Consider the following 25,707-nt stretch of genomic DNA (forward strand, 5'->3'; position numbering starts at 1 on the left):
TTTTTACGTTCAACAATTTGAACTTGTTCTTTCGGTAAGTTAAAATATTGGCACAGCCAATATTACAAAACGATTAAAAATCCTAATTTTGAAAAAATTTATGATGAACTGCACTTTTTTATGGAAAAATGTAGTAAAATATATGTATGAAAGTCGGGGAGAACAAAATGAAACGAGAACAACTAGTGCAAGAAGCAGCCAAAGCGAAAGAGAATGCTTATGTCCCTTATTCACATTTTCCGGTTGGAGCTGCATTGCTTACAAGTGATGGGAAAGTGTATCATGGATGTAATATAGAAAATGCAGCTTACAGTGTAGTAAATTGTGCTGAGAGGACTGCTATTTTTAAAGCAGTATCAGAAGGGGATAAAGATTTTGTAATGTTAGCTGTGATAGCAGATACGGAAAGACCTGTCCCGCCCTGTGGTGCATGCCGCCAAGTAATTGCTGAATTGTGCCCAAAAAGCATGAAAGTGGTTTTGGCAAACAAAAAAGGGGATATTAAAGAAATAACCGTAGAAGAATTATTGCCCTTTGCTTTTTCACCGGAGGATTTACATGAATAATCAGTCGCAAAAAAACAATCAATACAAATCAGGATTTATTTCCATTATCGGCAGACCGAATGTGGGGAAATCCACTTTTTTGAATCATGTTATAGGGCAAAAAATTGCCATCATGAGTGATAAACCACAAACAACAAGAAATAAAGTGCAAGGTGTTTTATCTACAAATGATTCCCAAATGATCTTTATTGATACTCCAGGGATTCATAAGCCAAAGCACAAATTAGGCGATTTTATGATGAAGATTGCCATTAATACCTTAAAAGAAGTTGATCTGATTTTATGTATGATCAATGCAGATGAGGGCTTTGGCAAAGGTGATGAATTCATCATTGAAAAGTTGAAAGGTGTACGTACACCAGTATTTCTAGTCATTAATAAAATTGACCTCGTTCAACCTGATAAACTTCTAACTATTATGGATCAATATAGAGAAATGTACGATTTTAAAGAGATAGTGCCTATTTCAGCATTAGAAGGTAATAACATCGATACACTTTTAACGCAACTCAAGCATTACTTACCTGAAGGTCCTCAATATTATCCGGAAGACCAAGTGACAGATCATCCGGAAAGGTTTATCGTCTCAGAATTAATTAGGGAGAAAGCGCTTCATTTAACAAGAGAAGAGGTACCTCATTCAACGGCAGTTCTTATAGATAAGATGGAACAAAAAGAGAATAAGAACATCATTCATATTATGGCAACCATAATAGTGGAGCGGGATTCCCAAAAAGGAATTATTATTGGAAAGCAAGGAAAAATGTTAAAAGAAATAGGGCAGCGAGCTCGCATAGATATTGAAAATCTTCTTGGCTCCAAAGTTTTTTTAGAGCTTTGGGTGAAGGTGCAAAAGGATTGGCGAAATAAAGCTTTTCACCTTAGAGACTATGGTTTTAAGGAAGATGAATATTAAACGTTTATTTCAACGGTATTTTCTTAAAAGTTTGTTGTTTTAGAAATAGCCTAGGCCGCTTTAATATCTAATAAGAAAATACATCGGTTCTTATGCTGGGAGCTCCATTCCCATTTTAAACCTCGGTTTTGTAAACAAAATATATCTCTTGCATTAAATAGCAACATTGTTTAAGTAAGATCTATCCAAATTTTTGATTGGTTACTTTAACAAATTTTATTCAGTATTACGTCTTGTTTTAGTGAGAAAATATGTTTACTACTTTGAAAGGCGGGATTTACATGTATGAGTTCACGTGGAAAGTTTTCAAAGAGACAGGTAATGTTGATACGTACTTGCTTCTAAAGGAACTTGAAAAAGAAGAGCATATGAATATTCTGCCGCATATGGAACATTCAGATGAAATAGATTATCCTGTAACATAAGAACTTGTGTTTTTGCCCCAGATTTGAAAGGGGACATTTATTCATGGTGGAAAAATACGAAGGAATTGTTATAAGATCTACGGACTATGGGGAATCAAATAAAATAGTGACGATATTTACAAGAGAAGCTGGGAAAATCGCCGGTATGGCAAGAGGGGCAAAAAAGACAAACAGCCGCCTTGCCAGCCCTACCCAGCTTTTTACTTATGGTTATTTTATGATCCAAGGAAATCGAAGCTTAGGGACAATGCAACAGGCTGAATTAATAACTTCTTTAAGAGCAATTCGTGAGGATATTTTTAAGACAGCTTATGCAACTTATATTGCGGATTTACTGGATAAAGGAACAGGGGAAAGGGAGCGTAATCCTTTTTTATTTGAATTGTTGCTGCAAACCCTTCAATATATTAACGAGGATTATGATCCTGACATTGTAACGAATATTTTTGAGATGAAAATGTTAAACGTCCTAGGATTATATCCTGAGATGAATCAATGTACAGTATGTGGTAGTACCGAAGCACAATTCGGATTATCTATTAAGGAAAATGGATTAATCTGTCATCAGTGCTTTGAAAAAGATCCTCACTTTTTTCCATTATCACAAAATGCAGTAAAGCTGCTTCGATTATTTTATTTTTTTGATATTCACAGGCTTGGATCCATATCCGTTAAGCCTGAAACGAAAAAAGAATTAAAGGATGCCATATCACTATACTATGATGAATATTCTGGATTACAATTAAAGTCAAAACGTTTTCTTGATCAGCTAGATAAGTTAAAAGGACAGATATAAAAGGAAAGTGGCAGCACCAGCTCCTTTTACATCGCACCGCCGCATCATGTAAATCCTGGGAAGCATTTTCTAAGTTGAAAAAGTTTATGTGAACTTTTTAAGCTATTTTAGCACTTGCTGTTCTGACGCCTGAATCTAACAAGCGAGCAAAAGACTGCGTAACTGGCACGAAGCTTTTTGGAAATTGCACAGAGAACATACTATACTTTTCTTCATTTTGAGAAAAGATATTTGACAATTTGACCATTATCAGCTATTTTTTGTATATGATAAATGAATAAGTCGTTGCAAAGAAAGAAAGAAGTAGCTAATGGTAATCCTTAAATTAGCGAATCCGGGATAGTGGAAGCCGGGTTATGGTCATTAGTGAAGGCACTCTGGAGCAACTTTATTGAAAGATGGCCGTTTTTGCGGCAAATAGGGTGGAACCGCGGGATAACTCTCGTCCCTATGCTTTATGACAAGCATAGAGACGAGAGTTTTTTATTATAGCTATTTTTTAAAGTTGATTGTTTTGGTAAATGCTCAAGAGCTGGCTTTACACCTAGTAAGAAAGTTTAGATGTTAATAGCCGGTAGCTCCATTCCCATATTAATATCAGTTTTGAGGATAAAATCTAATATCCATAATTAGATTTATATCAAAAAGCAATAATGTTTGGAAAAAGAACCTTTATTTTTGGTCAGAAAGGAAGAGAGATATGAATATACAGGAAATGATTTTAGCTTTACAAAAGCACTGGTCTGATTACGGGTGTATATTAATGCAAGCATATGATGTTGAAAAGGGAGCAGGTACAATGAGCCCATATACTTTTTTGCGAGCAATTGGGCCTGAACCATGGAATGTTGCCTACGTCGAACCATCTAGACGACCTGCGGATGGGCGTTATGGTGAAAATCCAAATCGCTTATATCAACACCACCAATTTCAAGTGATCATGAAGCCTTCTCCAGACAATATTCAAGAAATGTATTTAGATTCATTAAAAGCTCTAGGTATTAATCCTTTAGAGCATGATATTCGTTTTGTTGAAGATAATTGGGAAAATCCATCGCTAGGTTGTGCTGGCCTTGGTTGGGAAGTCTGGCTGGACGGTATGGAAGTAACACAATTTACTTACTTCCAACAAGTTGGCGGTCTAGAGTGTAAACCCGTATCCGTTGAATTGACTTATGGAATTGAAAGACTCGCTTCTTATATACAGGAAAAAGAAAACGTGTTTGATTTGGAATGGACAAATGGATTTACAGTAAGGGATATATTTTATCAGCCCGAATATGAACATTCCAAGTATGCATTCGAATCTTCCAATCAAGATATGTTATTTAATCTGTTTTATACGTATGAAACAGAAGCGAAGAAGCAAATGGAATTAGGTCTTGTGCACCCTGCCTATGATTATATTTTGAAATGTTCCCACGTATTTAATCTTTTGGATGCTAAAGGGGCAATATCGGTTACTGAGCGAACAGCCTATATTGGCAGGATGAGGAGCATGGCTCGGCAGGTAGCTAAAACATTTTACGAGGAACGAGAAAAGCTTGGATTCCCTATATTAAATCATTTAAAAGAGGAGGCCGCAGGGAATGAGTAAGCGAGATTTATTATTAGAGATCGGCATTGAAGAAATGCCAGCGCGATTTATAAATAAGGCAATTCGTGAATTGGGACAAAAAATAGAAGAGTGGTTTCAGGAAAATAAAATATCTTTTCAAGAAGTCAACCTGTTTTCGACCCCAAGAAGATTGGCCGTATTAGTGAAAGAAGTAGCGGAATCTCAAAATGATACGGAAGAAGAGCTAAAAGGTCCGGCTAAGAAAATTCTTTTTGATGGCGAAGGTAATTGGTCAAAAGCCGCTATCGGATTTGCGAAATCAAATGGATTATCTGTAGATGATCTTTACTTTAAAGACATTAAAGGTGTCGAATATGCCCACGCGAATAAATTTATTAAAGGTGTAGAAACAAGTAAGCTGCTGCCTCAGCTTAGCAACTTAATTACTTCCTTGCATTTTCCAAATAGTATGCGCTGGGGCAGCCAAAACGTACGGTTTATTCGTCCAATTAGATGGCTTATTGCATTATTTGGAAATGAAACGATTCCAATTGAAATCGCATGTGTAAAATCAGGCAATATTACCCAAGGACATCGGTTTTTAGGCGAAGTAATTCCAATTCTTGCTCCAGTTGATTATGAAAGAGTGCTGCTAGGTCAATACGTGCTTGTCAATTATGAAGAAAGAAAAGCAGCAATCGTAGAGCAGATTAGAAGACTAGAGGAAGAGCAAAATTGGGATGTCCCTATTGAAAATGATCTTTTAGAAGAAGTAACGAATCTAGTTGAATACCCAACTGTCTTTTTTGGAGCATTTAATAAAAACTTTTTAAATCTTCCAGAAGAAGTGTTAATTACTTCTATGAAATCCCATCAACGCTATTTTCCGGTGAAAAATAAAAACGGTGAATTGCTTCCCTATTTTGTCGCAGTAAGAAATGGGGATCATCGTCATATTGAAACAGTTGCTAAGGGAAATGAAAAAGTTTTAAGGGCAAGATTGTCTGATGCTGATTTCTTTTACAAAGAAGATCAAAAAATTCCAATCAATCAAAGCTTAACAAAACTAGAGTCAATTATATACCATGAGAAAATTGGTACATTAGCTGAAAAAGTAAATAGAATTCGAAAAATTACAGAAGAAATTGGCAAAATGTTATCTTTAACCAATCAGGAATTGAAAGTAGCTGATCGTGCAGCAGAGATTTGTAAATTTGACCTCGTTAGTAATATGGTTAATGAATTTCCTGAATTACAGGGAGTAATGGGAGAGAAATATGCTCATCTGCAAGGAGAGCTCCCAGGTGTAGCTAAAGCCATATACGAGCATTATAAGCCAAAACATGCTGAAGATAGCATTCCTTCAACAACGATCGGCTCGATGGTGAGCATGGCTGATAAGTTGGATTCAATCATCTCATCATTTGCTATTGGATTAATTCCAACCGGCTCCCAAGACCCTTATGCATTGAGAAGGCAAGCAGCAGGGGTAATTCAAATTTTATTTGAAAAAGAATGGAGCATATCTTTAAGCGGATTATTGAAAAAGGTAATTGTGATAGAAAAAGGCAATGATAATGATGAGCTTTATAAGCAATTACAAGTCTTTTTCAAGCTTAGAATTCAACACTTACTCGAGGAAAAAGGTATTCGCTATGATCTAATTGAGGCGGTACTAGCAGGCGACTTTAATAGTGTGAAGGACATTGTTGATCGCGCTGATACATTACAGGACAAAAAAGAACAAACTTCTTTTAAAGGAACCATTGAGTCACTTTCCCGTGTATTAAATATCGCTGGAAAAGCGCAGCCCGGTGTCGAAATTAATCCAGCGTTATTTGAAAATGAATATGAAGAAAAATTATATGGACAGTGGAAAGAACTAGAAACCATTTTTGAATCAAAAGTAACGAGCAATGATCTTTTTGAAGCAATATCTTCTCTTGAATCAGTAATCTCTGCATATTTTGACCATACAATGGTGATGGCTGACCAAGATGAAATAAAACAAAATCGACTTGCACAAATGTTAAAATTAGCTGAGCTTATTGGGAAATATGCATCCGTGAATGTGATTGTTGTAAAATAATTTTAAGAGGACTTGTACTTATAAAGTGCAAGTCTGGTTACATATTGGTGGTGAGTACAATCGAATTAAGTAATAGACAAGAGAAAATATTGCAAATCGTCAAAGGTTTCGGACCTATTACTGGAGAAAGTATTGCGGAAAAGCTTTGTTTGACCCGAGCTACACTAAGACCGGATTTGGCGATTTTAACTATGACTGGTTTCCTAAATGCCAAACCAAGGGTTGGGTATTTTTACACAGGAAAAACAAGTAATCATTTAATAGCCGAAAAACTGAAAAATATGCAAATAGATGGTTTTGAATCAACTCCAGTAGTCATTAATGAAAATATGTCAGTTTATGATGCGATCGTCACTGTTTTTTCGGAAGACGTTGGAACACTCTTTGTTACTGATGCCAACGATCATCTTGTAGGGGTATTGTCGAGAAAAGATTTATTGAGGGCTAGTATAGGTCAACAGAAACTGACCACACTTCCTGTTAATATTATTATGACGCGCATGCCCAATATAACGACGTGTCAAAAAAATGATTTACTTGTTGATGTAGCAAAAAAATTAATAAATTCGCAAATCGACGCTATCCCAGTCGTGAATAAAACAACAAACGGATACGAAGTGATCGGGAGATTTACGAAGACAAATATAACTAGAGTTCTTGTAGAACTTGCAGAGAAAGATCTATAACTTTCAGAAAGGATATAGTGATGGCAGAACCTATTATTTATGTTGTATCTGATTCCGTTGGGGAGACAGCCGAACTTGTAACGAAAGCAGCCATTAGTCAATTTAATGGTTCGAATGCCATTATTAAACGCATTCCATACGTGGAGGAGCGGAAGCATATTGATGAAGTGATTTCGTCGGCTAAGCAAGACAATGGCATGATTGTCTATACACTAGTAAAACCGGAAATTAGAGGATATATGAAAACAATGACGGAGTTGCAAAACGTAAATGGGATTGATATAATGGGCCCTCTTATGGATATGTTTGAAAAGACTTTTGAAAATGCTCCTCTCAATAAACCTGGACTAGTGAGAAAATTAGATGAAGATTATTTTAAGCGGGTTGAAGCAATAGAATTTGCTGTGAAATATGATGATGGAAGAGACCCGAGAGGCCTATTGAGAGCGGATATTATTTTGGTCGGAGTTTCTCGAACTTCTAAGACTCCTCTATCTCAATATCTCGCCTTAAAAAGCTATAAGGTTGCGAATGTACCAGTAGTTCCAGAAATCGATCCACCTGAAGAATTATTTATGGTAGATCCTAAGCGATGTATTGGACTAAAAATCAGCCCAGAAAAATTAAACCATATTAGAAGAGAAAGATTAATTTCCCTTGGATTAGATGACACTGCCAGCTATGCCAATATTGAAAGAATTAAACGTGAAATTGAATATTTTGATACAATTTCCAATCGATTAAATTGTACTGTCATTGATGTAACGAATAAAGCAGTTGAGGAAACGGCAAATATTATAATTAATTACATGCAAATGAAAAAATAAGGGCACAACTTTTGTTGTGTTTTTCCTATTTAATAATGGCAAAAAGCTAAAATATAAGATATAATAAAAAATTGTGTGTGAAAAGATAAAAAAAGGTTTAGACTTGGTGTTTCAGGAATAAACTAATTATTGTGTTCATCATATAAAATTATAACGAGAAAAAACGACATGATTCCTTAAAGACTTTTCAAAGAAAGAAGGAATCACAGGAGTGATGTAGAATTATTAATAATAACCGCATAACTTCCGTTATATACGTAGATGCGGATGCCTGCCCTGTTAAATCGGATATTGGATCAATTGCGAAAGAATTCATGATTCACGTGCGTTACATCGCTTCTTATGACCATATACGAAAAAGGGAGGAGGAAAGCGGTGAATGGATTTTTGTAGATGCCGGAAAGGATTCTGCAGATCTGCATATCCTAAATAAAATTAAAAAGGGCGATATACTAATAACACAAGATATCGGTCTTGCTAGTCTCGCCTTAGCAAAAGGCGTTTATGCACTTTCCGCTAGGGGAACGGAATATAAGGAAGAATCCATTCAGACTGCATTAGATTTTCGTTATCTTGCTGCCAAGGAAAGGGAACGCGGGATATATGGTAAAGGACCAAAACCATTTACTATGCATGACCGCCAAAACTTTCAAAAATGTTTACGGAAATTATTGTCGAAAATTGAAGGAGTTTAAGAATTGATGTCGAATAAGATATAAGTTAGATTATAAAATTGGGGATGTTTTTTTTGGCAATAAGAATTCCTGAAGAGAAAATCAATGAAATCAAGCAATCAATTGATATCGTTGATGTCATTAGTGACTATGTCCAATTAAAAAAACAAGGACGAAATTACTTTGGTTTATGCCCTTTTCATGGGGAGAACACACCATCGTTTTCTGTATCTGCTGAAAAACAAATCTTTCACTGTTTCGGATGTGGTGCAGGAGGAAACGTTTTTACCTTTATGACGGAAATTGAAGGAGTTTCTTTTCAGGAAGCAGCTGAGAAAATAGCAAAAAGAGGTAATATTGCACTTGATATCGAAATTACTAATGACAATGAACTTCAGCTTCCAAAAGAACACTCCTTAATAATAGAAGCCCATGAAATCCTTGCAAAGTTTTATCACCATTTGCTTTTGAATACGAATGAAGGGGCGAAAGCTCTAGATTATTTATTAAAAAGAGGTTTTACAACTGAGAGCATTCAAAGGTTTAAAGTAGGGTATTCATTACCAGAATGGGATGTGGCCATTAAGTTTTTAGAAAGCCGCGGCTTCACTCGTGATTTAATGGAAAAGGCTGGATTGTTAAGTGTACGTGAAAAAGACGGCTCTTACTTTGACCGTTTTCGCGATAGGCTAATGTTTCCACTTCATGATTCAAAAGGCAGAATCGTAGCTTTTTCTGCTCGTTCCTTGACGGAAGAGAATCAACCTAAGTATTTAAATACTCCTGAAACAATACTTTTTAATAAAAGCTCCCTATTATATAACTACTACGATGCTAGAAGTCATATTCGAAAACAAGGGAGTGTCGTATTATTTGAAGGATTTGCTGACGTGATTTCAGCTAATTCTGCTAATGTGAAAAATAGTGTTGCAGTCATGGGTACTGCTCTAACTGAAAAACATGTCCAGTTATTAAATAGGTTAACCAATTCAGTCACACTTTGTTTCGATTCAGATTCCGCAGGTATCGAAGCAGCATACCGATCTGGTTTAATGCTAGAAAGCCATAGACTCGATATAAGCGTCGCTATAATGCCTGACGAGCTTGATCCCGATGACTACATCCGTAAATACGGACCGGAGAAATTCCGTGAACATGTAATAGGGAATGCTCAAACATGGATGGCATTTAAACTTCTTTACTTGCGAAAAGGGAAAAACCTTCAAAATGAAGGAGAAAAGCTCTCGTTTATCGAAAGAGCATTAAAAGAAATAAGTAAGCTTTCAAATGCGGTAGAACGTGACTTATATTTACGGCAGCTATCAGAAGAATTTTCTTTGTCACTTGAAGCCCTCGTTGAGCAGCACTCACAATTTGAAACAACTAGTGTAAAGAGACAACAGATAAAAACCGATCAAAGAAACATTCCTCAATCATCACCAAAGAAGACCCAAAATCTTTTACCAGCTCCTGTGGCGGCAGAGAGACAATTAATAGCCAGAATGCTTCGTGACGAGGATCTTGCATATCGAATAATCGAGATGCTAGGTGATACCACCTTCCATATAGATGAGCATCAAGCAATATTAACGTATTTATTTGGGTATTATGAAGAAGGTAATAAACCTGATCCTAGCTTGTTTTTAAATTATTTGCCTGATAAAAAACTTCGGGCTGTTGTTTCTGAAATTGAAATGTTGGCAATGAACCATGAATATAGTGAAAAAGAAGTAAGAGATTACGTTAGTCATGTGTTGAAACAGCCTAAGTTGTTAATGATAAAGGAAAAGCAAGCTGAACAAAAAGCAGCAGAACGAAAAAATGATTTCGCAAAAGCATTTGAAATTGCTAAAGAAATAATTGAACTGCGCAGATCCCTGTAATAAAAAATATTTACTAAAAGGTCAATGTATGTGTGCAAATGTCGGAAGGAGGAGGACGCATGGCTGAAAAATCAGCACGGTCCAATGATACAGAACTTGAAATTACCCTAGATCAGTCAAAAGATCAATTAATTGAACAAGGAAAAAAACGCGGTACTTTAACATATGAGAGAATTGCAGAAAAGTTATCCCATTTTGACTTGGATTCCCATCAAATGGATGAGTTTTATGAGCAATTAACTGATCAGGGCATCGAACTACTTGAAGAAGCTGATGAAGATGGGGATGATCCAATTCCAAATCCATCTCAAAAAGAGAATGAAGAAGAATTCGATTTAAATGATTTAAGCGTACCTCCAGGTGTAAAAATTAATGATCCTGTCCGTATGTATTTAAAAGAGATTGGGCGAGTGGATCTCTTATCGGCTGAAGAAGAAATTGAACTGGCAAAGCGGATTGAAAAAGGTGACGAAGAAGCCAAAAAACGGCTTGCAGAGGCGAATTTAAGGCTTGTAGTCAGCATCGCGAAACGCTATGTTGGTCGTGGGATGCTATTTTTAGATCTAATTCAAGAAGGTAATATGGGTTTAATTAAAGCAGTTGAAAAATTTGATTATGATAAAGGTTTTAAATTTAGCACATATGCAACTTGGTGGATTCGTCAGGCTATTACTCGAGCAATTGCAGATCAAGCCCGCACGATTAGGATTCCGGTTCATATGGTTGAGACGATTAATAAATTAATTAGAGTTCAACGTCAATTGCTTCAAGATTTAGGTCGTGAACCATCTCCTGAGGAAATTGCGGAAGAAATGGATTTAACCCCAGAAAAAGTCCGCGAAATATTAAAAATCGCGCAAGAACCTGTATCATTAGAAACACCGATTGGTGAAGAAGATGATTCCCATTTAGGCGATTTCATAGAGGATCAGGAAGCCACTTCACCGTCCGAGCATGCGGCATATGAGTTACTAAAAGAACAACTTGAAGATGTACTTGATACGTTAACGGACAGAGAAGAAAATGTACTCCGTCTTCGCTTTGGACTGGATGATGGACGTACTCGCACTCTTGAAGAGGTTGGTAAAGTATTCGGTGTTACAAGAGAAAGAATTAGACAGATAGAAGCAAAAGCTTTAAGAAAGCTTCGACATCCAAGTAGAAGTAAGCGACTAAAAGACTTTTTAGAATAATGACTTAACAACTTCAAAAATGTAGAAAGCATACGGTTTACTTCTGTTTTTGGAAGTAAACTTTTTTCTTATTTTTTTCATCTCCAAAAACATAGAAAGTGTGTTGCCTATGAATACCGAAAGAAAAAAAATTATTTTAAATGAAATTTCTTTTTGGAAACAAAACAAAATGCTGCCTGAACATTATTGTAATTATTTAATCGCTCTTTACACAGAAGGTGAAGAACAATTACAAGCAAAAGTAGAGAAAAGAAAGTTTTTTTTTAGTATGGATATCTTTTTCAGCCTGCTTTTTTTATCAATCATTGGAACAATGATTGTAATTACATATATTACAGATGTTTCGTTCGGAATGCAAACGCTTTTTTTGGCATTGTTTGTATTCATATTAGTTGTATCCTTTTTTATTTTTCGAAAAAAGAGGAGAAATGGTCTACTTATTTTTATTACAGGAGCATTTTTATTGCTACTTTTTACGATTCAAATCAATAACGCCTTTTTTTCTTCAAGCAAAAAAAGTTTATATATTATGCTCTTAGCAAATTGCCTTATTTGGCTTTTTGGGGGAATTTGGCGAAAACAGCTTTTTTTTATTATTGCCGGTACAATTGCCACAGGCACTTTAGTAATATTTATGTATATATAGAGAATCGTTCTTATTTTTAATTGCTAAGAATATGTTAAGGTTAGAAACCTTGCCTAACAGTTTCCAGTCTAGCTCCAGGGCTTAACGCCAGCCAACGTTCTGACCTTTCCTTGTGTATAATAAGTCAACAATGGCTTTGCCTCGCCGTGTTTTCTCTATCGCAAGTTTTTTCGTAGATGGATAGGCGCTTACGCTTTGCAAATGGAGGTGTCTTAGCATATGAATTTTGATTTATCACCAGAGCAGATGATGATTAAAAAAACGATTCGTGAATTTGCTCAAGAAAAAGTTGCTGCTGGTGCTGTCGAACGGGATCGTAATAAAAAGTTTCCAATTGACATCATTAATCAACTTGCTGATTTAGGTGTAATGGGTTTGCCATTCCCTGAGGAATATGGTGGGGCGGGTGCAGATACGATTAGTTTTGCAATCGTTACTGAAGAATTAAGCAGGGCATGTGGTTCAACTGGAATTACATATTCTGCCCATATTTCTCTTGGGGCGGCTCCAATATACTTGTTTGGGAGCGATGAACAAAGGAAAAAGTATTTAATTCCTCTTTGTACTGGCAAGTCATTAGGTGCATTTGGTCTGACGGAACCTAATGCGGGTTCAGACGCAGCTGGAACAAATACTACGGCCAATAAGAAAAATAATGAATATATCATAAATGGTAATAAGTGCTTCATTACGAATGCTAGTTATTCAAAATTTCTTGCCCTAACTGCTGTGACAGGCAAGAAAAAGGAAAAAAAGGAAATTAGTGCTATAATAGTACCAACTGATGCAAAAGGATTTATGGTTATCGACCAATATGAAAAAATGGGTCTAAATGCTTCCAATACGACTGAACTTATATTGGAGGATGTAAAAGTTCCTGATGAAAATTTACTCGGGAAAGAAGGAGAGGGCTTTAAACAGTTCTTACAAACATTAGATGGCGGTCGAATTGGAATTGGTGCTATGGCAGTTGGCATCGCTCAGGGAGCATTTGAAAAAGCACTTGCTTATTCAAAAGAAAGGAAGCAGTTTGGAAAAACACTTGCAAAGTTTCAAGTCACACAATTTAAAATAGCGGATATGGCTATGAAAATTGAACTAGCAAGAAATATGGTATATAAAGCTGCTTGGCTTAAAGACAATGGCAAGTCATTTTCAAAAGAAGCATCTATGTGTAAATTATATGCATCGGAAATTTGTATGGAAATAACTAGTCAAGCTATTCAAATTCTTGGCGGATATGGATATATGAGAGAATATGAGGTTGAACGAATGATGAGGGATGCAAAGCTTCTTGAAATTGGTGAAGGTACATCTGAGATACAGAGAATGGTCATTGCTCGAGAAGTTGGCTGTATGTAAGATAATGTTTGTCTAAAATTCGAAAAAAGAATGAAACTTAAGCGCTAAGGCTTTCCCTTCTGACTTATTTCGAGTAAAATATAGATGTTTGTTGCATAATTGATATTATACGTAGCTCATACATAAGGAGGGTAAGTCATGAAACGTAATCCGATCGTTCCATATATTTTAATTATGGTTATGGGACTTGTTCTCGTCTTTTTCCTAGGAATTAAAGGACTTGGGGACGCAAAAGAAATTGCAAAAGAAGCTGAAGGCGGCGAAGAAGTAGTTGCAGAGTTTGAACCTGAAGCGGCTAGTAAAACATGTATTTCATGTCATGGTGAAAACCTTGAAGGAGGAGCAGGAGCACCTGCACTGCGCGGAGCAGGCCTAAAGAAAGAACATATTGCTGATGTATTGGAAAATGGACAAGGTACAATGCCAGCAGGACTAGTTCCAGCAGAAAATATTGATGAAATGGCAGAATGGGTAGCAAATTTAAAGTAATGATAAGTTGCTTATACTAATGAAGACTTTCATAAAAAGAGTTCTTTGCAATTTGCAAAGAACTCTTTTATCGTAATATAAGAGGTGAAATAGTGATGAATATAGAAAAGTTATCGAAACGGTTGGAAACCGTAACTTCTTTCATACATAACGGAACGAGGATTGCCGATATCGGTTCAGATCATGCTTACTTACCCTGTTATACAGTTAAGAAGGGAATAGCCCAATTTGCCATTGCTGGCGAGGTAGTAGATGGACCATATCAATCTGCCTTACAACAAGTTGCAGCAGCAGGTTTATCGGATAGAATTGATGTAAGAAAGGGAAATGGCTTAGAGGTTATTGTTCCTAATGAAGTTGACTGCATTATTATAGCAGGTATGGGCGGAGCATTAATTTCTGATATTTTGGAAAGAGGCAAGAAGAAGCTTGCGGGTGTAAAAAGATTAATCCTTCAACCGAATATTGGTACAGATAATGTCCGCAGGTGGCTTTACGATCATAACTGGCAGCTTGTAGATGAACAATTAGTTGAAGAGGATGGAAAGTTTTATGAGATTTTGGTAGCGGATGTTGGCGACCCGTCCATTCCATATAAAGATCTTAAAAAGGAATTTTTGCTTGGACCGTTTTTATTACAACATAAAAATGAGACTTTTTTTAAAAAGTGGCAGCTAGAATTGAATCAGTGGAAAAGGATTATGAGTGAGCTCGATAAGGCTGAGGATAATGATAAAACAAATGCCAAAAGAGTAGAAATGACTGAGAAAATAAAGATTGTGATGGAGGTATTAGAATGAAAAAAATAAATGGATACGAATTCATCCAATTATTTGAGGAATTCGCCCCGAAGGAATACGCATTGGAAGGTGATCCGATTGGGCTGCAGGTTGGAACATTAAATAAACCCATTCACAATGTAATGATTGCACTTGACGTATTGGAAGATGTAGTACAAGAAGCGATTGAAAAGAACGTCGATTTAATTATTGCTCACCATCCTCTGATCTATCGTCCATTGAAAAATATTAATACGGATAATACAAGTGGAAAAATGATAGAAATGCTTATTAAACATGATATTACTGTATATGCAGCACATACAAACCTAGACGTTGCTACGGGCGGCGTTAATGATATGCTTGCAAAAGCATTGGGGCTAAAAAATACATCAGTATTAGTACCAACTTATCATGAGACGTTGAAAAAGCTTGCAGTATATGTACCAAAGGAAAAGGAATCTGACATACTCTCCGCACTAGGCGATGCTGGGGCAGGAGCTATAGGAGCATATAGTCATTGTTCTTTTTCTACAGAAGGAACTGGTAGATTTTTACCAGGTGAAAACACGAATCCTTACATTGGCGAAAAGGGAATATTGGAAACTGTTAATGAAGTGAAAATAGAAACAGTTTTTCCAGCAAATAAGGAGAAAAAGATTGTTTCTGCAATGTTAAAAGCACATCCATATGAAGAGCCTGCTTATGACATTTTTGAGTTAACTCAAAAAGGGAAAGTACTAGGATTAGGAAAAATCGGAGAACTAGAAAATACTATGAAGCTGCGAGAGTTTGCTGTATTTGTAAAAGAAGTGCTAGACTCACCAGGTGTACGAGTAGTGGGACAACTTAATGATAAAGTCAAAAAGGTGGCCATCCTTGGGGGCGATGGTAATAAATATTATTCTAGTGCAAAATTCAGCGGTGCTGACGTTTATGTGACAGGGGATATGTATTATCATACTGCCCATGATGCAATGAACATCGGACTTAATATCGTCGATCCAGGGCATAATGTCGAAAAAATTATGAAAAAAGGCACAGTTAAAGTGCTCAAGGAACTAATTGAAAAAAGACATTTTACCGTAAATATATTTCCTTCTGAAGTAGATACAAATCCATTTACTTTTTTAGAATAACAAGAAAAACGGAAGAGTCTGTTTAACGACGTGCTATCTCATTGCCTGAGCTGGTTATATCCTTGTACGCCACAATGCCTTCCAAACCTCCATCCTTGCATCCTGTGGACCTTCAGAAAAAATGGCTAAGGGAAAAAAAGATGCTTTTAGCCTCTTATTGGCAATTGTTTGGTGGGAGCCTAGGAATGAGTGAAGAAAAATACTAGCCTATTATTTTTAAATTTCTCAAGAAAGCGAAAAGGAACGGATTAATATCATTCCGTTCCTTGTTGTTATTTTATATGGTAAAAAACATAAGGTTTATTAATCTAGAGTGCTGCTACTACCTGATCTACTAGCAAACTTCTGTATTTCTTCCCATGAAAAGGCAAAGAACTTGAAGTCTGTAGTTCAATGAGCAGGGGCCAGCTCTTTTCTTATAATATGCGATTATTTTGCTGCTAGTTTTGGGTTTCTTACTTTAGGTAATATTTTGCTAAGTGGGACATTATTTTCTCTTTCCCATGTTGATTCATCGAATGGATTAAATTGTTCGATAAACGCAATAACTTCTCTTACGATAGGAGTTGGGGTTGAAGCACCAGCAGTAACTGCCACTGTTTCTGCATTTCTTATCCATTCAATATCAATTTCTGTAACATCGCCGATACGATAGGCTTTAGTACCAGCAATTTCCTGCGAAACTTGAGCAAGGCGATTGGAGTTATTACTCATAGGGTCACCTACAACGATAAGTACATCCGCTTCACCCGCTTGTTCCGCAACCGCTTCTTGGCGTACTTGAGTAGCAAGGCAAATTTCTTTATGTTTTTCAGCATGAGGATATTTTTCCTTCACTCTTTCCATAATCGCCTGGACATCCCATTGGCTCATTGTCGTTTGATTGGTCACGATAATCTTATCGTTATTTACTGATAATTCTTCAACATCTTCCATCGTTTCCACTAGATGGACGATATTCGGTGCTACACCAACTGCTCCTTCTGGTTCGGGATGTCCTTTTTTGCCAATGTATATTACATCATAGCCTTCTTTTTCTTTTTCTCTTATCAGGTCATGGGTTCTCGTAACATCTGGACACGTTGCATCAAGAGTTACAAGTCCTTTTTTCTTAGCGAGCTCCCGTACCTCAGGAGATACACCATGAGCTGTAAAAATAACTGTTCCACTGTCTACTTTTTCTAATATTTCTTTACGATTTGGACCATCTAATGTAATAATGCCATCTTCCTCGAAGGCATCCGTAACATGTTTATTATGAACAATCATGCCTAATATATAAATCGGACGTGGCAATGTTTTATCTAAAGCAGCATTGCGGGCAATAACCATTGCGTCAACTACTCCGTAACAATAACCCCTTGGTGATATTTTAATAAGTTTCATCTATAATCCTCCTAATTAGAGGCAACTGCCTTCATCTATTGAACTTACAACCTTATTATATAGGACATCTGTAAAAAAGCCAATGAATGGAGGATATATCCAAGGTTACGGAATATATAATTTTGGAACAGATTCACCTTTTTGTCTACTAGTAGCTACTGATCTATTTACACTTTTCTTTTGTTCATCAACTGATTTTGAAATATTAGCTGTAGTTTTTTTTGCCGATTCATGATTAGTTTTTACTGATTCTGTTTTTGTTTCCTCGGTTTTTGCTTTCGCATCATCTTCTGAATCTCCGGCTGGTATACTTTTAAATCCTTTATAAAGACGCCACATAGCTGGTAGATTCCTCACAACAGGACCGTATTGCTGGACTAATGGGCCAATTTGTCTAGCAGTATTTAGAACATTTTGTGTATTGGATAAAAAGCTATTGATTGAACCGGGATTAGTTAAGCCTTGAAGCATGGAGGTTTGCCCTACTCCACGGGAAAACATGTTTGCTGCTTGTGGGGCCCTCGCGGCCATTGACCCAGTGCCTTGCCTTTGAAAAAGTCTTCCTAACATATTAGCGCCGCCGCGGGCATTTGGACCAAACTGCTGTGCTCCGCCGATTCCTCTGCCAAAAGGACGTCCTCCCATAGAAGGGCCTCTGAACATAGGCGGCATGCCTCCTGGCATTCGATTACCGAACATAATCATCTCACTCCCTTCCTCTATCGATATATTATGCAGGAAAGAACTAAAAGTTTGGTTATTAGCCGTTATTGAAGTGGTATTAATAGGCTTTTTTCTAGATTGGCTTACTTGAATTGTGCATGTACTCTTTATAGTTTATAATTGTTCGGAGGGATTCCCCTTAATGAAGGAGTGAAAGTCATGAATAAGAATAATTTTACTCAATTTAATTTTAAACCATTTATCAATCATGCCATTGAAGAACTAAAGTTTAGTGAACCGACTGAAATACAGAAAAAAATCATTCCTTTAGTTTTAAAAGGTGAAAATGCGATTGGACAATCTCAAACAGGGACTGGAAAGACCCATTCCTATTTATTTCCGTTACTTGAATCAATCAATTCAAATATTCAGCAAGTACAGGCTGTCATTACAGCACCAACACGGGAACTGGCTAACCAGATATATCAGGAAATATTAAAAATAGTAAAACATGATGAAGAAAATAAAATATCGGCAAAATGTTATATTGGTGGAACAGACAAGCAGAGGGATATAGATAAATTAAAACAACAACCACATGTCGTTGTAGGAACTCCTGGGAGAATAAACGATCTTATTAAGGAGCAAGCTTTGTTTGTTCATACTGCTTCCTTATTAGTTATAGATGAGGCGGATTTAATGCTTGATATGGGGTTTTTGCATGATGTAGATCAAATTGCAGGAAAAATGCCAAAGGATTTGCAAATGCTCGTTTTTTCAGCGACAATCCCCGAAAAATTGAAACCTTTCCTTAAAAAATATATGGAGAATCCCGCATTTGAACAAGTGCAGCCACAACAACGCTCTGCAGAAAACATTGAACATATATTAGTACCTTTAAAAAGTAGAACGAAAATAGACTTATTAACTGAGATTTTACAATCTTATAATCCCTATTTGGCGATTGTATTTGCTAATACGAAGCAAATGGCTGATAAGGTAGCTGATCAACTGCTTGAACGCGGACTAAAAGTAGGAAGACTTCACGGAGATATTAGCCCGCGTGAGCGTAAAAAGGTAATGAAACAAATTAGAAATTTAGAATTTCAATATATTGTAGCAACCGATCTTGCAGCTAGAGGGATTGATATTGAAGGAGTCAGCCATATTATTAATTACGAGCTGCCTCGAGATCTCGATTTTTATATCCACAGGACCGGCCGGACAGCGAGAGCAGGTAATAAGGGACTTGCCGTTACGATTTATGAACCATCTGATGAAGATGCACTAATCCGATTAGACAGAATGGGTATTGATTTTTCCTATTTAGATATTCAACATGGCAACTGGGTTGAAATAGGTGAACGTAATCGTAGAAAAAATCGTACAAAAACAGTTTCCGATGAAGAAATTAAGGCAAGACAACTCGTTAGAAAACCTCAAAAGGTGAAACCTGGTTATAAAAAGAAGATGGAAGTGCAAAGAGAACAAATTAAGAGACGGGAAAGAAAAATGAATAGTAGAAAAAAATAAGAGGAATGGAGAGGGAAATATGTTAAAAATAGGTTCGCACGTATCGATGAGTGGGAAAAAAATGCTTCTTGCTTCGAGTGAAGAAGCTGTTTCTTACGGAGCAAATACGTTCATGGTTTATACAGGTGCTCCTCAAAATACAAGAAGAAAGAAAATAGAAGATTTGAATATCGAAGCGGGACAGCTGCATATGAAAGAAAATGGAATTGATGAAATCATTGTCCATGCCCCATATATAATTAATATTGGGAATGCGGTTAACCCAGCAACTTTTGAATTAGGCGTAGATTTTCTTCGCTCAGAAATTGAAAGAACGGCTGCCATTGGATCTAGGCAAATTGTGCTACATCCCGGAGCACATGTAGGGGAAGGGCCTGAAATAGGAATCAAAAAGATTATTGAAGGATTAAACGAAGTGTTAACAGCAGAACAAGAAGTACAAATTGCACTTGAGACAATGGCCGGAAAAGGTTCAGAGTGTGGAAGAACTTTCGAGGAACTAGCTGAAATTATTAACGGAGTTCATCATAACGATAAACTATCAATTTGTTTTGATACTTGCCATACACACGATGCAGGATATGATATTGTAAATAACTTTGATGGTGTTCTTGAGGAGTTTGATAAGATCGTTGGAATTGACCGTATCAAAGTTCTCCATATTAATGACAGTAAAAATGAATGTGGTGCGAAAAAAGACAGACATGAAAATATTGGCTTTGGCCATATCGGATTTTCTGCTTTGAACTATATAATAAATCACCCCCAATTAATGCATGTACCGAAAATATTAGAAACTCCATATGTAGGTGAGGACAAAAATAATAAAAAGGCTCCTTATAAACATGAGATTGATATGATTAAAAGTGGTTTATTTAATGAGCAGATACGTGAAGAAATTATGGGAACATTAGTGAAATAAATTAATGGCAAAAGGCTGTCTATTGTGTATTGTCTGTATGTATTATGAGAGACAATAAACTTAATTAGACAGCCTCCTCCTATCCAGCTCTGACGACTTTCAACCAGCCTCCAATTTATTTTCCTTTTTCTTTAACGCAAGTCTTATGTCAATGAAGCTGCCTATGTTTTTTATTATTTGGTTAGCTGAATAAAGAGCTTATTAATTTCTTTAGCCGTGTTTGGACCGGCTATTTTTGCGACTTCTCTAATAATTTGCGATCTCGTTTTGTCATTAAAAACATCAAAGTTTTTTCCTCTTAAAAATGCAGCGATTTTCTCTGATTGCACTCTTGATAGTTTAATATTGTACTGTCCAGCGTATTTCAGTAATTCATCTGTTGTTATCACGTTTATCTTCATATTAATCATATTTTGTATAAACTTCATTCTGAATCACCCCTATTCAAAAATGTATGTAGGATAGTTGTCATTCGTGACAGTGTTGTGTATAATTTCATTGAACCAAATCGTAATGATTCTTATTTTAAAAAGGAAGTATTTCTATGACCAATGAATTTATAATTCAAATAACAGATGTAAATTTTCGCTATGAAAGAGAGAATGTTCTTGAACAAATTGACCTTAATGTACCTAGGGGAGCTTTTCTAGGGCTTGTCGGTCCGAATGGATCTGGCAAATCTACATTATTAAAAATAATTCTTGGACTCATAAAACCTCAGAGTGGGGAGGTTTTATTATTTGGGCAGCCACAGGCTAAATTTAAAGAATGGGATCGAATTGGGTATGTTTCGCAAAAAGCTAACTCATTTAATAGTGGATTTCCTGCAACGGTTTTTGAGGTAGTGGCCAGCGGCTTAACAGGTAAGTTAGGATTATTCCATTTTATTGGAAAAGATCAACAGAAAGAAATTAATGCAGCGATTGAGTCGGTTGGTATGAGTCAATTTTCTAAAAAAAATATTGGTGAGCTATCCGGAGGGCAGCAGCAGAGAGTGTTTATTGCCCGTGCTATAGTCTCAAAACCAGATATATTAATATTAGATGAACCGACAGTAGGTGTTGATGAGAAAAACGTCAAATCGTTTTATAATATGCTGGAAAAATTGAATAAAGAACGTGAGATTACATTAATTCTAGTCACACATGATATTGGGACAATTACGAATAAAGTGACTCATGTTGCATGCTTAAATAAGAAACTACACTTCCATGGTCTCGTGGAGGACTTTGAAAAGTTTAATACTGACGATTTATCTTCCATCTACCAGCATGACGTCCATCTGCTTTCACATGAACATGCTCATATAGAAGAAGGTGGGACAACTAGATGATATCAGCGATCTTTCAATATGAATTTTTACAAAATACATTTTTAACAGGTATACTAATCGGTCTCATAGCTCCATTATTAGGGACTTTTATTGTTGTAAGGAGATTATCACTAATCGCGGATGCCTTAAGCCATGTAACGTTGGCAGGAATTGCAGCCAGTCTGTTCTTAAGCAAAAAAACAATAATGTTTGCCGGCATGAATCCACTCTACTTTGGGATGGGATTTTCAGTAATTGGATCAGTATTGATTGAAAGGTTAAGAATGGTATATAAACATTATCAAGAATTAGCGATCCCGATCATTTTATCAGGTGGAATAGGACTAGGAGTTATTTTCATTTCACTAGCGGATGGATTTAATACGGACTTATTAAATTATTTATTCGGAAGTGTAAGTGCTGTAAGCAGGGTTGATTTATATGTGATTTTTGCAATAAGCGTTTTTGTCGGTTTAATCATCTTATTCTTATATAAAGAACTTTTCCTCTTATCCTTTGATGAGGAGCATGCTAAAGTGTCAGGTATTCCTGCGAAAAGTATTCATCTATTGTTTATGGTATTGATAGCATTAGTAATAGCCGCCTCCATGCGAATTGTCGGCATATTACTTGTTTCAGCACTTATGACACTTCCTGTTGCGGCGAGTATGCGGATAGCAAGAGGATTTAAACAAACGATCTTTTTATCGATACTATTTGGTGAGATTTCAGTAATAGGAGGACTAATCAGTGCCTATTATTTAGATCTTGCACCCGGAGGGACGATAGTCATTATATCGATTCTTATTCTTTTAGGGATTATTGTCTATAAACGCAACCACGGACAGAGGCCAATAAAGGTGGGGTGAGAATAATGAATATAAATGAAGCTATTCAAATTGTTAAAAATAAAGGATATAAAGTGACGGGAAAGCGGGAAAGAATTCTTGAAATATTTGCAAGATTTGATAAGTATTTAACAGCAAAAGAATTACTCGAGACTATGAATGATGAATACCCAGGACTTAGTTTCGATACAATTTATCGTAATCTCTCTTTATTTAATAAACTAGGTATTCTTGAATCAACCGACCTTTCCGGTGAGAAAAACTTTCGCTATACATGCTCATTGCACGATCATCATCATCATTTCATTTGCATGGACTGCGGCAGCACAAAGGCTATTGACGCTTGCCCAATGGACTTTGTAACCGAAGACTTAAAAGACTACGATGTAGCAGACCATAAATTTGAAATCTATGGGAAATGTCCTTTGTGTAGGAAAAGCGAAAGCGCATAGTTGCTGAAGCATGACAAAAAAAGAAGCCTTGTTTAATCGAGGGCACTGAAAAACCTTCGGTTTTTCGAGAATTTCTAAAACACTACAAAAAAAAGACGACTTTAAAATTCTTAAAAATGAATTTTAAGTCGTCTTTTTTATTCATTGAGGCTATTTTTCACCCCTATTTTTGATCTATTAGTTTCAATATTCTTTTTAAATTTACAGTGAATATTGCCATTGCACCTTGCAATTGCATACCAACTAGACCCGAGGAATTTGCAACATTGTACCCGTGTCTGTGTTTTAATTCGCTATTTTTCGCTTCTATTTTATATCGTTTTTTCGACTTTTCCTTAAAATAATCGCTTTCTTGGAATTTTTCTTGTTCTGTATGTATATTTGATTTTATGGATACGGAATAAGTTTTACTTTTGGCACCTTCTTTATAACATCCAGCCTTATATGGGCAACGTTTGCACTTTTCTACATCAAAATAATAAGTGTCAGCTTGATTAGCCTGCTACACCTTTTTTACCTTGACGTGCTTTTCTAATAGCCATATGACAAGCTTTACAAACATACATTCCAGCATCCTTATTAAACTTAAATTCGCCTTCTTTTTTACGAAAACCCTGAGTTACAGAAGGGTTTAACTTGGCTACTAATTTTATGTCCTTTTCTTTGGTATATTCGATATTACCTTTTTCAGAATAGGCTGCATCACCAATAACAGTTTCAACTTTCATCCCTGCTTTAATGCTTTTTTCAATCAGTGTTTCTAATTGCTTTCCGTCATTTTTTCCCCTGCCGTAACTGTTGCGGCAGTAATAATTCTTTCTTCGTTTATTGCAATATGAGTTTTATATCCAAAAAACGATGAATCAGCAGTTTTGTGACCTACTTTTGCATCCTTATCTTCAGAGCTTTGTAAATGTTCGATATCGTCGGTAACTGTTTCTTTTAGAAGGTTTAACAGCTTCTTTACTTTTGGATACTCGATAAGAGTTTCTTCTTTTTCAATCACGCCAATAAGTTCTTGGCAATAAGCGATTTCATCTTCCAACACATCGGTTGTATTTTTGACAGGAAACTTGTTTTTCATAGATTCAACTATCTGATAAATAGCTTTTCTTAACTTTTTAGAACGGTCCATCAGTATTTCTTTTGGTGTTGTCATTTGATTGTAGCGAGCTTTCGTATGGGTAGCATCCACGATAATAGATTTACTCTTGATGATTTCCTTTTCAATGGCAATTTCAACAGTTTTATTGATAAGTAGATCCAGAAGGTTTACATCTTTTAAACGGAGTTTTCGAAACTTGGTTAAAGAACTTGGCTCGATTACTGGCTCCTCCGGAGTCATGTGAAGGAAATACTTAAAAGACATATCGTATTTCGAACGGTCAACAATATCAACTTCAGACAAGTCATGGATAGTCTTTAACAATAAGTATTTAAACATGCGAATAGGGTCGATTGCATTCCGACCATTATCATGACAATATTTATCTTTAAGTTCATCATAAACAAAAGAGAAATCAACCAGATCGTTAAGTTTACGTAGTAGATTATCCTTCGGAACAACTAAATCATAAATACCAAATTAAGGACTGAGAGTCATTGATTGTTGTTTTTGAATCATAGTACCCACCCATTTGAAATTGATACTATAATTATACAGCAAAAAAGGCATAATCCCCTTAATAGTTGGGGATTATGCCTTTTTTAAAATTATCCAAAGTAAAGGACTCAGTTGATTGGAGTGGAAGGCGGCGCAGACTCCTGTGGGAGTACGGGACAGGGGAGACCCCGCAGGCGCTTCAGCGCCGAGGAGGCTCTCCGAACCGCCCGCGGAAAGCGAAGCCGCCTGGAACGGAAATCAACAGCTAAGTTTTAACACAATCCTAAATTTAGGGGACTTTTTCAGTGCCCTCGTTTAATCTAGGCTTCTTTTTTCATTTCCTTTTCTATTTTAATCCAATTTTCCACCCAATTTTCTGCTTCCTTCCAGCTGTGAACGCGAATAACATTTTCTGGGGAAGGCTTTCTGTTGTATGGAGTATCAAATAAAATGACGGGGATATTAAGTTCTTCTGATATGTTAACAGCATTATCATGCTTGTCTTCAAAAAATAAATCAATATCATGTTTTTTTGCCGTGCCGACTTTATCGTGCGAGCCAATTAGTTCTATATGGTCGTACTGTATGTCATGTGTATGAAACCATTTTGTCGTAACATCAAAAAGCGTCTGACTTCTCGCACTAATGAAAAACAATTCATGATCTTTTATCCATTTTGATAAAATAGGTTTGGCTCCTTCTGCAAGAGGGGACTCTGCGTAGATAACGGGTTCCGACTTTATAAACCACTTATAGAAAGATTCCCTTTCAATTTGAAGGCAATCTGTCAACTCATATTCTGTTAGATCATCTAATGTAATGTTTAACTGAAACTCTTTGTTGATATGAGGAATGAGTGACGTAGGGCAAGTTACTGTTCCATCAATATCAATTCCAAATCTTTTCTTCATGAAAAAAATCATTCTCCTTTATTTTGAACGCGAAGTTGTAATAAAGGAG

25 protein-coding genes and 1 pseudogene are annotated in these 25,707 nt (G+C 36.3%); 21 read left to right on the forward strand and 5 right to left on the reverse strand.

Annotated elements, in window-relative coordinates:
* Positions 1-167: 167 nt before the first annotated feature.
* The 16 genes from KHA96_RS02160 (at position 168) to KHA96_RS02235 (ending at position 16,028) form a co-directional block, all read left to right on the forward strand.
* Positions 168-566, forward strand: coding sequence for a cytidine deaminase (locus KHA96_RS02160; protein WP_213127653.1), 399 nt, complete (start codon positions 168-170; stop codon positions 564-566).
* Positions 559-1,482: a GTPase Era gene (gene era / locus KHA96_RS02165; protein WP_213127654.1), complete on the forward strand. Its 924-nt coding sequence runs from the start codon at positions 559-561 to the stop codon at positions 1,480-1,482. Before KHA96_RS02160 ends, era begins: the two co-directional genes overlap by 8 nt.
* A gap of 281 nt (positions 1,483-1,763) precedes the next feature.
* Positions 1,764-1,907 (forward strand): YqzL family protein, encoded by a 144-nt coding sequence (locus KHA96_RS02170; RefSeq protein WP_213127655.1) that lies wholly within the window; start codon positions 1,764-1,766, stop codon positions 1,905-1,907.
* 43 nt (positions 1,908-1,950) lie between these two features.
* Positions 1,951-2,703, forward strand: a complete 753-nt coding sequence (gene recO / locus KHA96_RS02175; protein ID WP_213127656.1) for a DNA repair protein RecO — start codon at positions 1,951-1,953, stop codon at positions 2,701-2,703.
* 700 nt (positions 2,704-3,403) lie between these two features.
* On the forward strand, positions 3,404-4,300 hold the full coding sequence (gene glyQ / locus KHA96_RS02180) for a glycine--tRNA ligase subunit alpha (RefSeq protein ID WP_213127657.1): 897 nt from the start codon (positions 3,404-3,406) through the stop codon (positions 4,298-4,300).
* Positions 4,293-6,350 (forward strand): glycine--tRNA ligase subunit beta, encoded by a 2,058-nt coding sequence (gene glyS / locus KHA96_RS02185; RefSeq protein ID WP_213127658.1) that lies wholly within the window; start codon positions 4,293-4,295, stop codon positions 6,348-6,350. The genes glyQ and glyS overlap by 8 nt, the downstream gene beginning before the upstream one ends.
* 50 nt (positions 6,351-6,400) lie before the next feature.
* Complete coding sequence (gene ccpN, locus KHA96_RS02190) at positions 6,401-7,036, forward strand: transcriptional regulator CcpN (RefSeq protein WP_213128648.1); 636 nt, start codon at positions 6,401-6,403, stop codon at positions 7,034-7,036.
* 20 nt (positions 7,037-7,056) lie between these two features.
* Positions 7,057-7,863, forward strand: coding sequence for a pyruvate, water dikinase regulatory protein (locus KHA96_RS02195; RefSeq protein WP_213127659.1), 807 nt, complete (start codon positions 7,057-7,059; stop codon positions 7,861-7,863).
* 299 nt (positions 7,864-8,162) lie between these two features.
* On the forward strand, positions 8,163-8,558 hold the full coding sequence (locus KHA96_RS02200) for a YaiI/YqxD family protein (protein ID WP_349305707.1): 396 nt from the start codon (positions 8,163-8,165) through the stop codon (positions 8,556-8,558).
* Positions 8,559-8,611: 53 nt separating this feature from the next.
* A complete protein-coding gene (gene dnaG, locus KHA96_RS02205; protein ID WP_213127660.1) occupies positions 8,612-10,420 on the forward strand; it encodes a DNA primase in 1,809 nt (602 codons plus the stop codon).
* Between the two features lie 59 nt (positions 10,421-10,479).
* Positions 10,480-11,613: an RNA polymerase sigma factor RpoD gene (rpoD, locus tag KHA96_RS02210; protein ID WP_213127661.1), complete on the forward strand. Its 1,134-nt coding sequence runs from the start codon at positions 10,480-10,482 to the stop codon at positions 11,611-11,613.
* A gap of 109 nt (positions 11,614-11,722) precedes the next feature.
* A complete protein-coding gene (locus KHA96_RS02215) occupies positions 11,723-12,259 on the forward strand; it encodes an LTA synthase family protein (protein ID WP_213127662.1) in 537 nt (178 codons plus the stop codon).
* A 219-nt stretch (positions 12,260-12,478) separates the two neighbouring features.
* Positions 12,479-13,621, forward strand: coding sequence for an acyl-CoA dehydrogenase family protein (locus KHA96_RS02220; protein WP_213127663.1), 1,143 nt, complete (start codon positions 12,479-12,481; stop codon positions 13,619-13,621).
* 138 nt (positions 13,622-13,759) lie between these two features.
* Positions 13,760-14,110 (forward strand): cytochrome c550, encoded by a 351-nt coding sequence (cccA, locus tag KHA96_RS02225; RefSeq protein ID WP_213127664.1) that lies wholly within the window; start codon positions 13,760-13,762, stop codon positions 14,108-14,110.
* A 95-nt stretch (positions 14,111-14,205) separates the two neighbouring features.
* Positions 14,206-14,910 carry a tRNA (adenine(22)-N(1))-methyltransferase gene (locus KHA96_RS02230; protein WP_213127665.1) on the forward strand — a complete coding sequence of 235 codons (705 nt, stop codon included), beginning with the start codon at positions 14,206-14,208 and terminating at the stop codon, positions 14,908-14,910.
* Entirely contained in the window at positions 14,907-16,028 is a 1,122-nt protein-coding gene (locus KHA96_RS02235) for a Nif3-like dinuclear metal center hexameric protein (RefSeq protein WP_213127666.1), read from the forward strand. Before KHA96_RS02230 ends, KHA96_RS02235 begins: the two co-directional genes overlap by 4 nt.
* Positions 16,029-16,457: 429 nt before the next feature.
* Here the strand turns inward: KHA96_RS02235 and KHA96_RS02240 are convergent, their stop codons facing one another.
* Together KHA96_RS02240 and vrrA are read right to left on the reverse strand one after the other, a co-directional pair.
* Entirely contained in the window at positions 16,458-17,414 is a 957-nt protein-coding gene (locus tag KHA96_RS02240) for a 4-hydroxy-3-methylbut-2-enyl diphosphate reductase (protein WP_213127667.1), read from the reverse strand.
* 105 nt (positions 17,415-17,519) lie between these two features.
* The gene (gene vrrA / locus KHA96_RS02245) at positions 17,520-18,113 is read right to left on the reverse strand and encodes a VrrA/YqfQ family protein (RefSeq protein WP_213127668.1); all 594 of its coding nucleotides are present in this window, start codon (positions 18,111-18,113) and stop codon (positions 17,520-17,522) included.
* Between the two features lie 183 nt (positions 18,114-18,296).
* Between vrrA and KHA96_RS02250 the strand changes: the two genes are divergently transcribed.
* Positions 18,297-19,610 carry a DEAD/DEAH box helicase gene (locus tag KHA96_RS02250; protein WP_213127669.1) on the forward strand — a complete coding sequence of 438 codons (1,314 nt, stop codon included), beginning with the start codon at positions 18,297-18,299 and terminating at the stop codon, positions 19,608-19,610.
* A gap of 19 nt (positions 19,611-19,629) precedes the next feature.
* Positions 19,630-20,532, forward strand: coding sequence for a deoxyribonuclease IV (locus KHA96_RS02255; RefSeq protein ID WP_213127670.1), 903 nt, complete (start codon positions 19,630-19,632; stop codon positions 20,530-20,532).
* 173 nt (positions 20,533-20,705) lie between these two features.
* On the opposite strand, the gene KHA96_RS02260 is transcribed toward KHA96_RS02255, so the two are convergent.
* Positions 20,706-20,960, reverse strand: a complete 255-nt coding sequence (locus KHA96_RS02260; RefSeq protein WP_213127671.1) for a DUF2624 domain-containing protein — start codon at positions 20,958-20,960, stop codon at positions 20,706-20,708.
* Between the two features lie 116 nt (positions 20,961-21,076).
* Between KHA96_RS02260 and KHA96_RS02265 the strand changes: the two genes are divergently transcribed.
* Genes KHA96_RS02265 through KHA96_RS02275 form a run of 3 tightly spaced genes read left to right on the forward strand, consistent with a single transcriptional unit; the run spans position 21,077 to position 23,144 of the window.
* Positions 21,077-21,865 carry a metal ABC transporter ATP-binding protein gene (locus tag KHA96_RS02265; RefSeq protein WP_213127672.1) on the forward strand — a complete coding sequence of 263 codons (789 nt, stop codon included), beginning with the start codon at positions 21,077-21,079 and terminating at the stop codon, positions 21,863-21,865.
* A complete protein-coding gene (locus tag KHA96_RS02270; RefSeq protein ID WP_213127673.1) occupies positions 21,862-22,713 on the forward strand; it encodes a metal ABC transporter permease in 852 nt (283 codons plus the stop codon). The genes KHA96_RS02265 and KHA96_RS02270 overlap by 4 nt, the downstream gene beginning before the upstream one ends.
* A 5-nt stretch (positions 22,714-22,718) precedes the next feature.
* Complete coding sequence (locus tag KHA96_RS02275; RefSeq protein WP_213127674.1) at positions 22,719-23,144, forward strand: Fur family transcriptional regulator; 426 nt, start codon at positions 22,719-22,721, stop codon at positions 23,142-23,144.
* Positions 23,145-23,307: 163 nt separating this feature from the next.
* Here KHA96_RS02275 and KHA96_RS02280 read toward each other — a convergent pair.
* Both KHA96_RS02280 and KHA96_RS02285 read right to left on the reverse strand, forming a co-directional pair.
* A pseudogene (locus tag KHA96_RS02280) lies at positions 23,308-24,723 on the reverse strand (IS1182 family transposase).
* 344 nt (positions 24,724-25,067) lie between these two features.
* Positions 25,068-25,658 (reverse strand): 5' nucleotidase, NT5C type, encoded by a 591-nt coding sequence (locus KHA96_RS02285; RefSeq protein WP_213127675.1) that lies wholly within the window; start codon positions 25,656-25,658, stop codon positions 25,068-25,070.
* Positions 25,659-25,707 lie beyond the last annotated feature (49 nt).

This window comes from Bacillus sp. FJAT-49711 (genome assembly GCF_018343715.1).
Lineage (GTDB): Bacteria > Bacillota > Bacilli > Bacillales > Bacillaceae_C > Lederbergia.

Bases quoted from the DNA above. Each gene is read 5' to 3' on its own strand.
- KHA96_RS02160 (WP_213127653.1), top strand. From the start codon at position 168: ATGAAACGAGAACAACTAGTGCAAGAAGCAGCCAAAGCGAAAGAGAAT.
- era (WP_213127654.1), top strand. From the start codon at position 559: ATGAATAATCAGTCGCAAAAAAACAATCAATACAAATCAGGATTTATT.
- KHA96_RS02170 (WP_213127655.1), top strand. From the start codon at position 1,764: ATGTATGAGTTCACGTGGAAAGTTTTCAAAGAGACAGGTAATGTTGAT.
- recO (WP_213127656.1), top strand. From the start codon at position 1,951: ATGGTGGAAAAATACGAAGGAATTGTTATAAGATCTACGGACTATGGG.
- glyQ (WP_213127657.1), top strand. From the start codon at position 3,404: ATGAATATACAGGAAATGATTTTAGCTTTACAAAAGCACTGGTCTGAT.
- glyS (WP_213127658.1), top strand. From the start codon at position 4,293: ATGAGTAAGCGAGATTTATTATTAGAGATCGGCATTGAAGAAATGCCA.
- KHA96_RS02195 (WP_213127659.1), top strand. From the start codon at position 7,057: ATGGCAGAACCTATTATTTATGTTGTATCTGATTCCGTTGGGGAGACA.
- rpoD (WP_213127661.1), top strand. From the start codon at position 10,480: ATGGCTGAAAAATCAGCACGGTCCAATGATACAGAACTTGAAATTACC.
- KHA96_RS02215 (WP_213127662.1), top strand. From the start codon at position 11,723: ATGAATACCGAAAGAAAAAAAATTATTTTAAATGAAATTTCTTTTTGG.
- KHA96_RS02220 (WP_213127663.1), top strand. From the start codon at position 12,479: ATGAATTTTGATTTATCACCAGAGCAGATGATGATTAAAAAAACGATT.
- cccA (WP_213127664.1), top strand. From the start codon at position 13,760: ATGAAACGTAATCCGATCGTTCCATATATTTTAATTATGGTTATGGGA.
- KHA96_RS02230 (WP_213127665.1), top strand. From the start codon at position 14,206: ATGAATATAGAAAAGTTATCGAAACGGTTGGAAACCGTAACTTCTTTC.
- KHA96_RS02235 (WP_213127666.1), top strand. From the start codon at position 14,907: ATGAAAAAAATAAATGGATACGAATTCATCCAATTATTTGAGGAATTC.
- KHA96_RS02240 (WP_213127667.1), bottom strand. From the start codon at position 17,414: ATGAAACTTATTAAAATATCACCAAGGGGTTATTGTTACGGAGTAGTT.
- vrrA (WP_213127668.1), bottom strand. From the start codon at position 18,113: ATGTTCGGTAATCGAATGCCAGGAGGCATGCCGCCTATGTTCAGAGGC.
- KHA96_RS02250 (WP_213127669.1), top strand. From the start codon at position 18,297: ATGAATAAGAATAATTTTACTCAATTTAATTTTAAACCATTTATCAAT.
- KHA96_RS02255 (WP_213127670.1), top strand. From the start codon at position 19,630: ATGTTAAAAATAGGTTCGCACGTATCGATGAGTGGGAAAAAAATGCTT.
- KHA96_RS02260 (WP_213127671.1), bottom strand. From the start codon at position 20,960: ATGAAGTTTATACAAAATATGATTAATATGAAGATAAACGTGATAACA.
- KHA96_RS02265 (WP_213127672.1), top strand. From the start codon at position 21,077: ATGACCAATGAATTTATAATTCAAATAACAGATGTAAATTTTCGCTAT.
- KHA96_RS02270 (WP_213127673.1), top strand. From the start codon at position 21,862: ATGATATCAGCGATCTTTCAATATGAATTTTTACAAAATACATTTTTA.
- KHA96_RS02275 (WP_213127674.1), top strand. From the start codon at position 22,719: ATGAATATAAATGAAGCTATTCAAATTGTTAAAAATAAAGGATATAAA.
- KHA96_RS02285 (WP_213127675.1), bottom strand. From the start codon at position 25,658: ATGAAGAAAAGATTTGGAATTGATATTGATGGAACAGTAACTTGCCCT.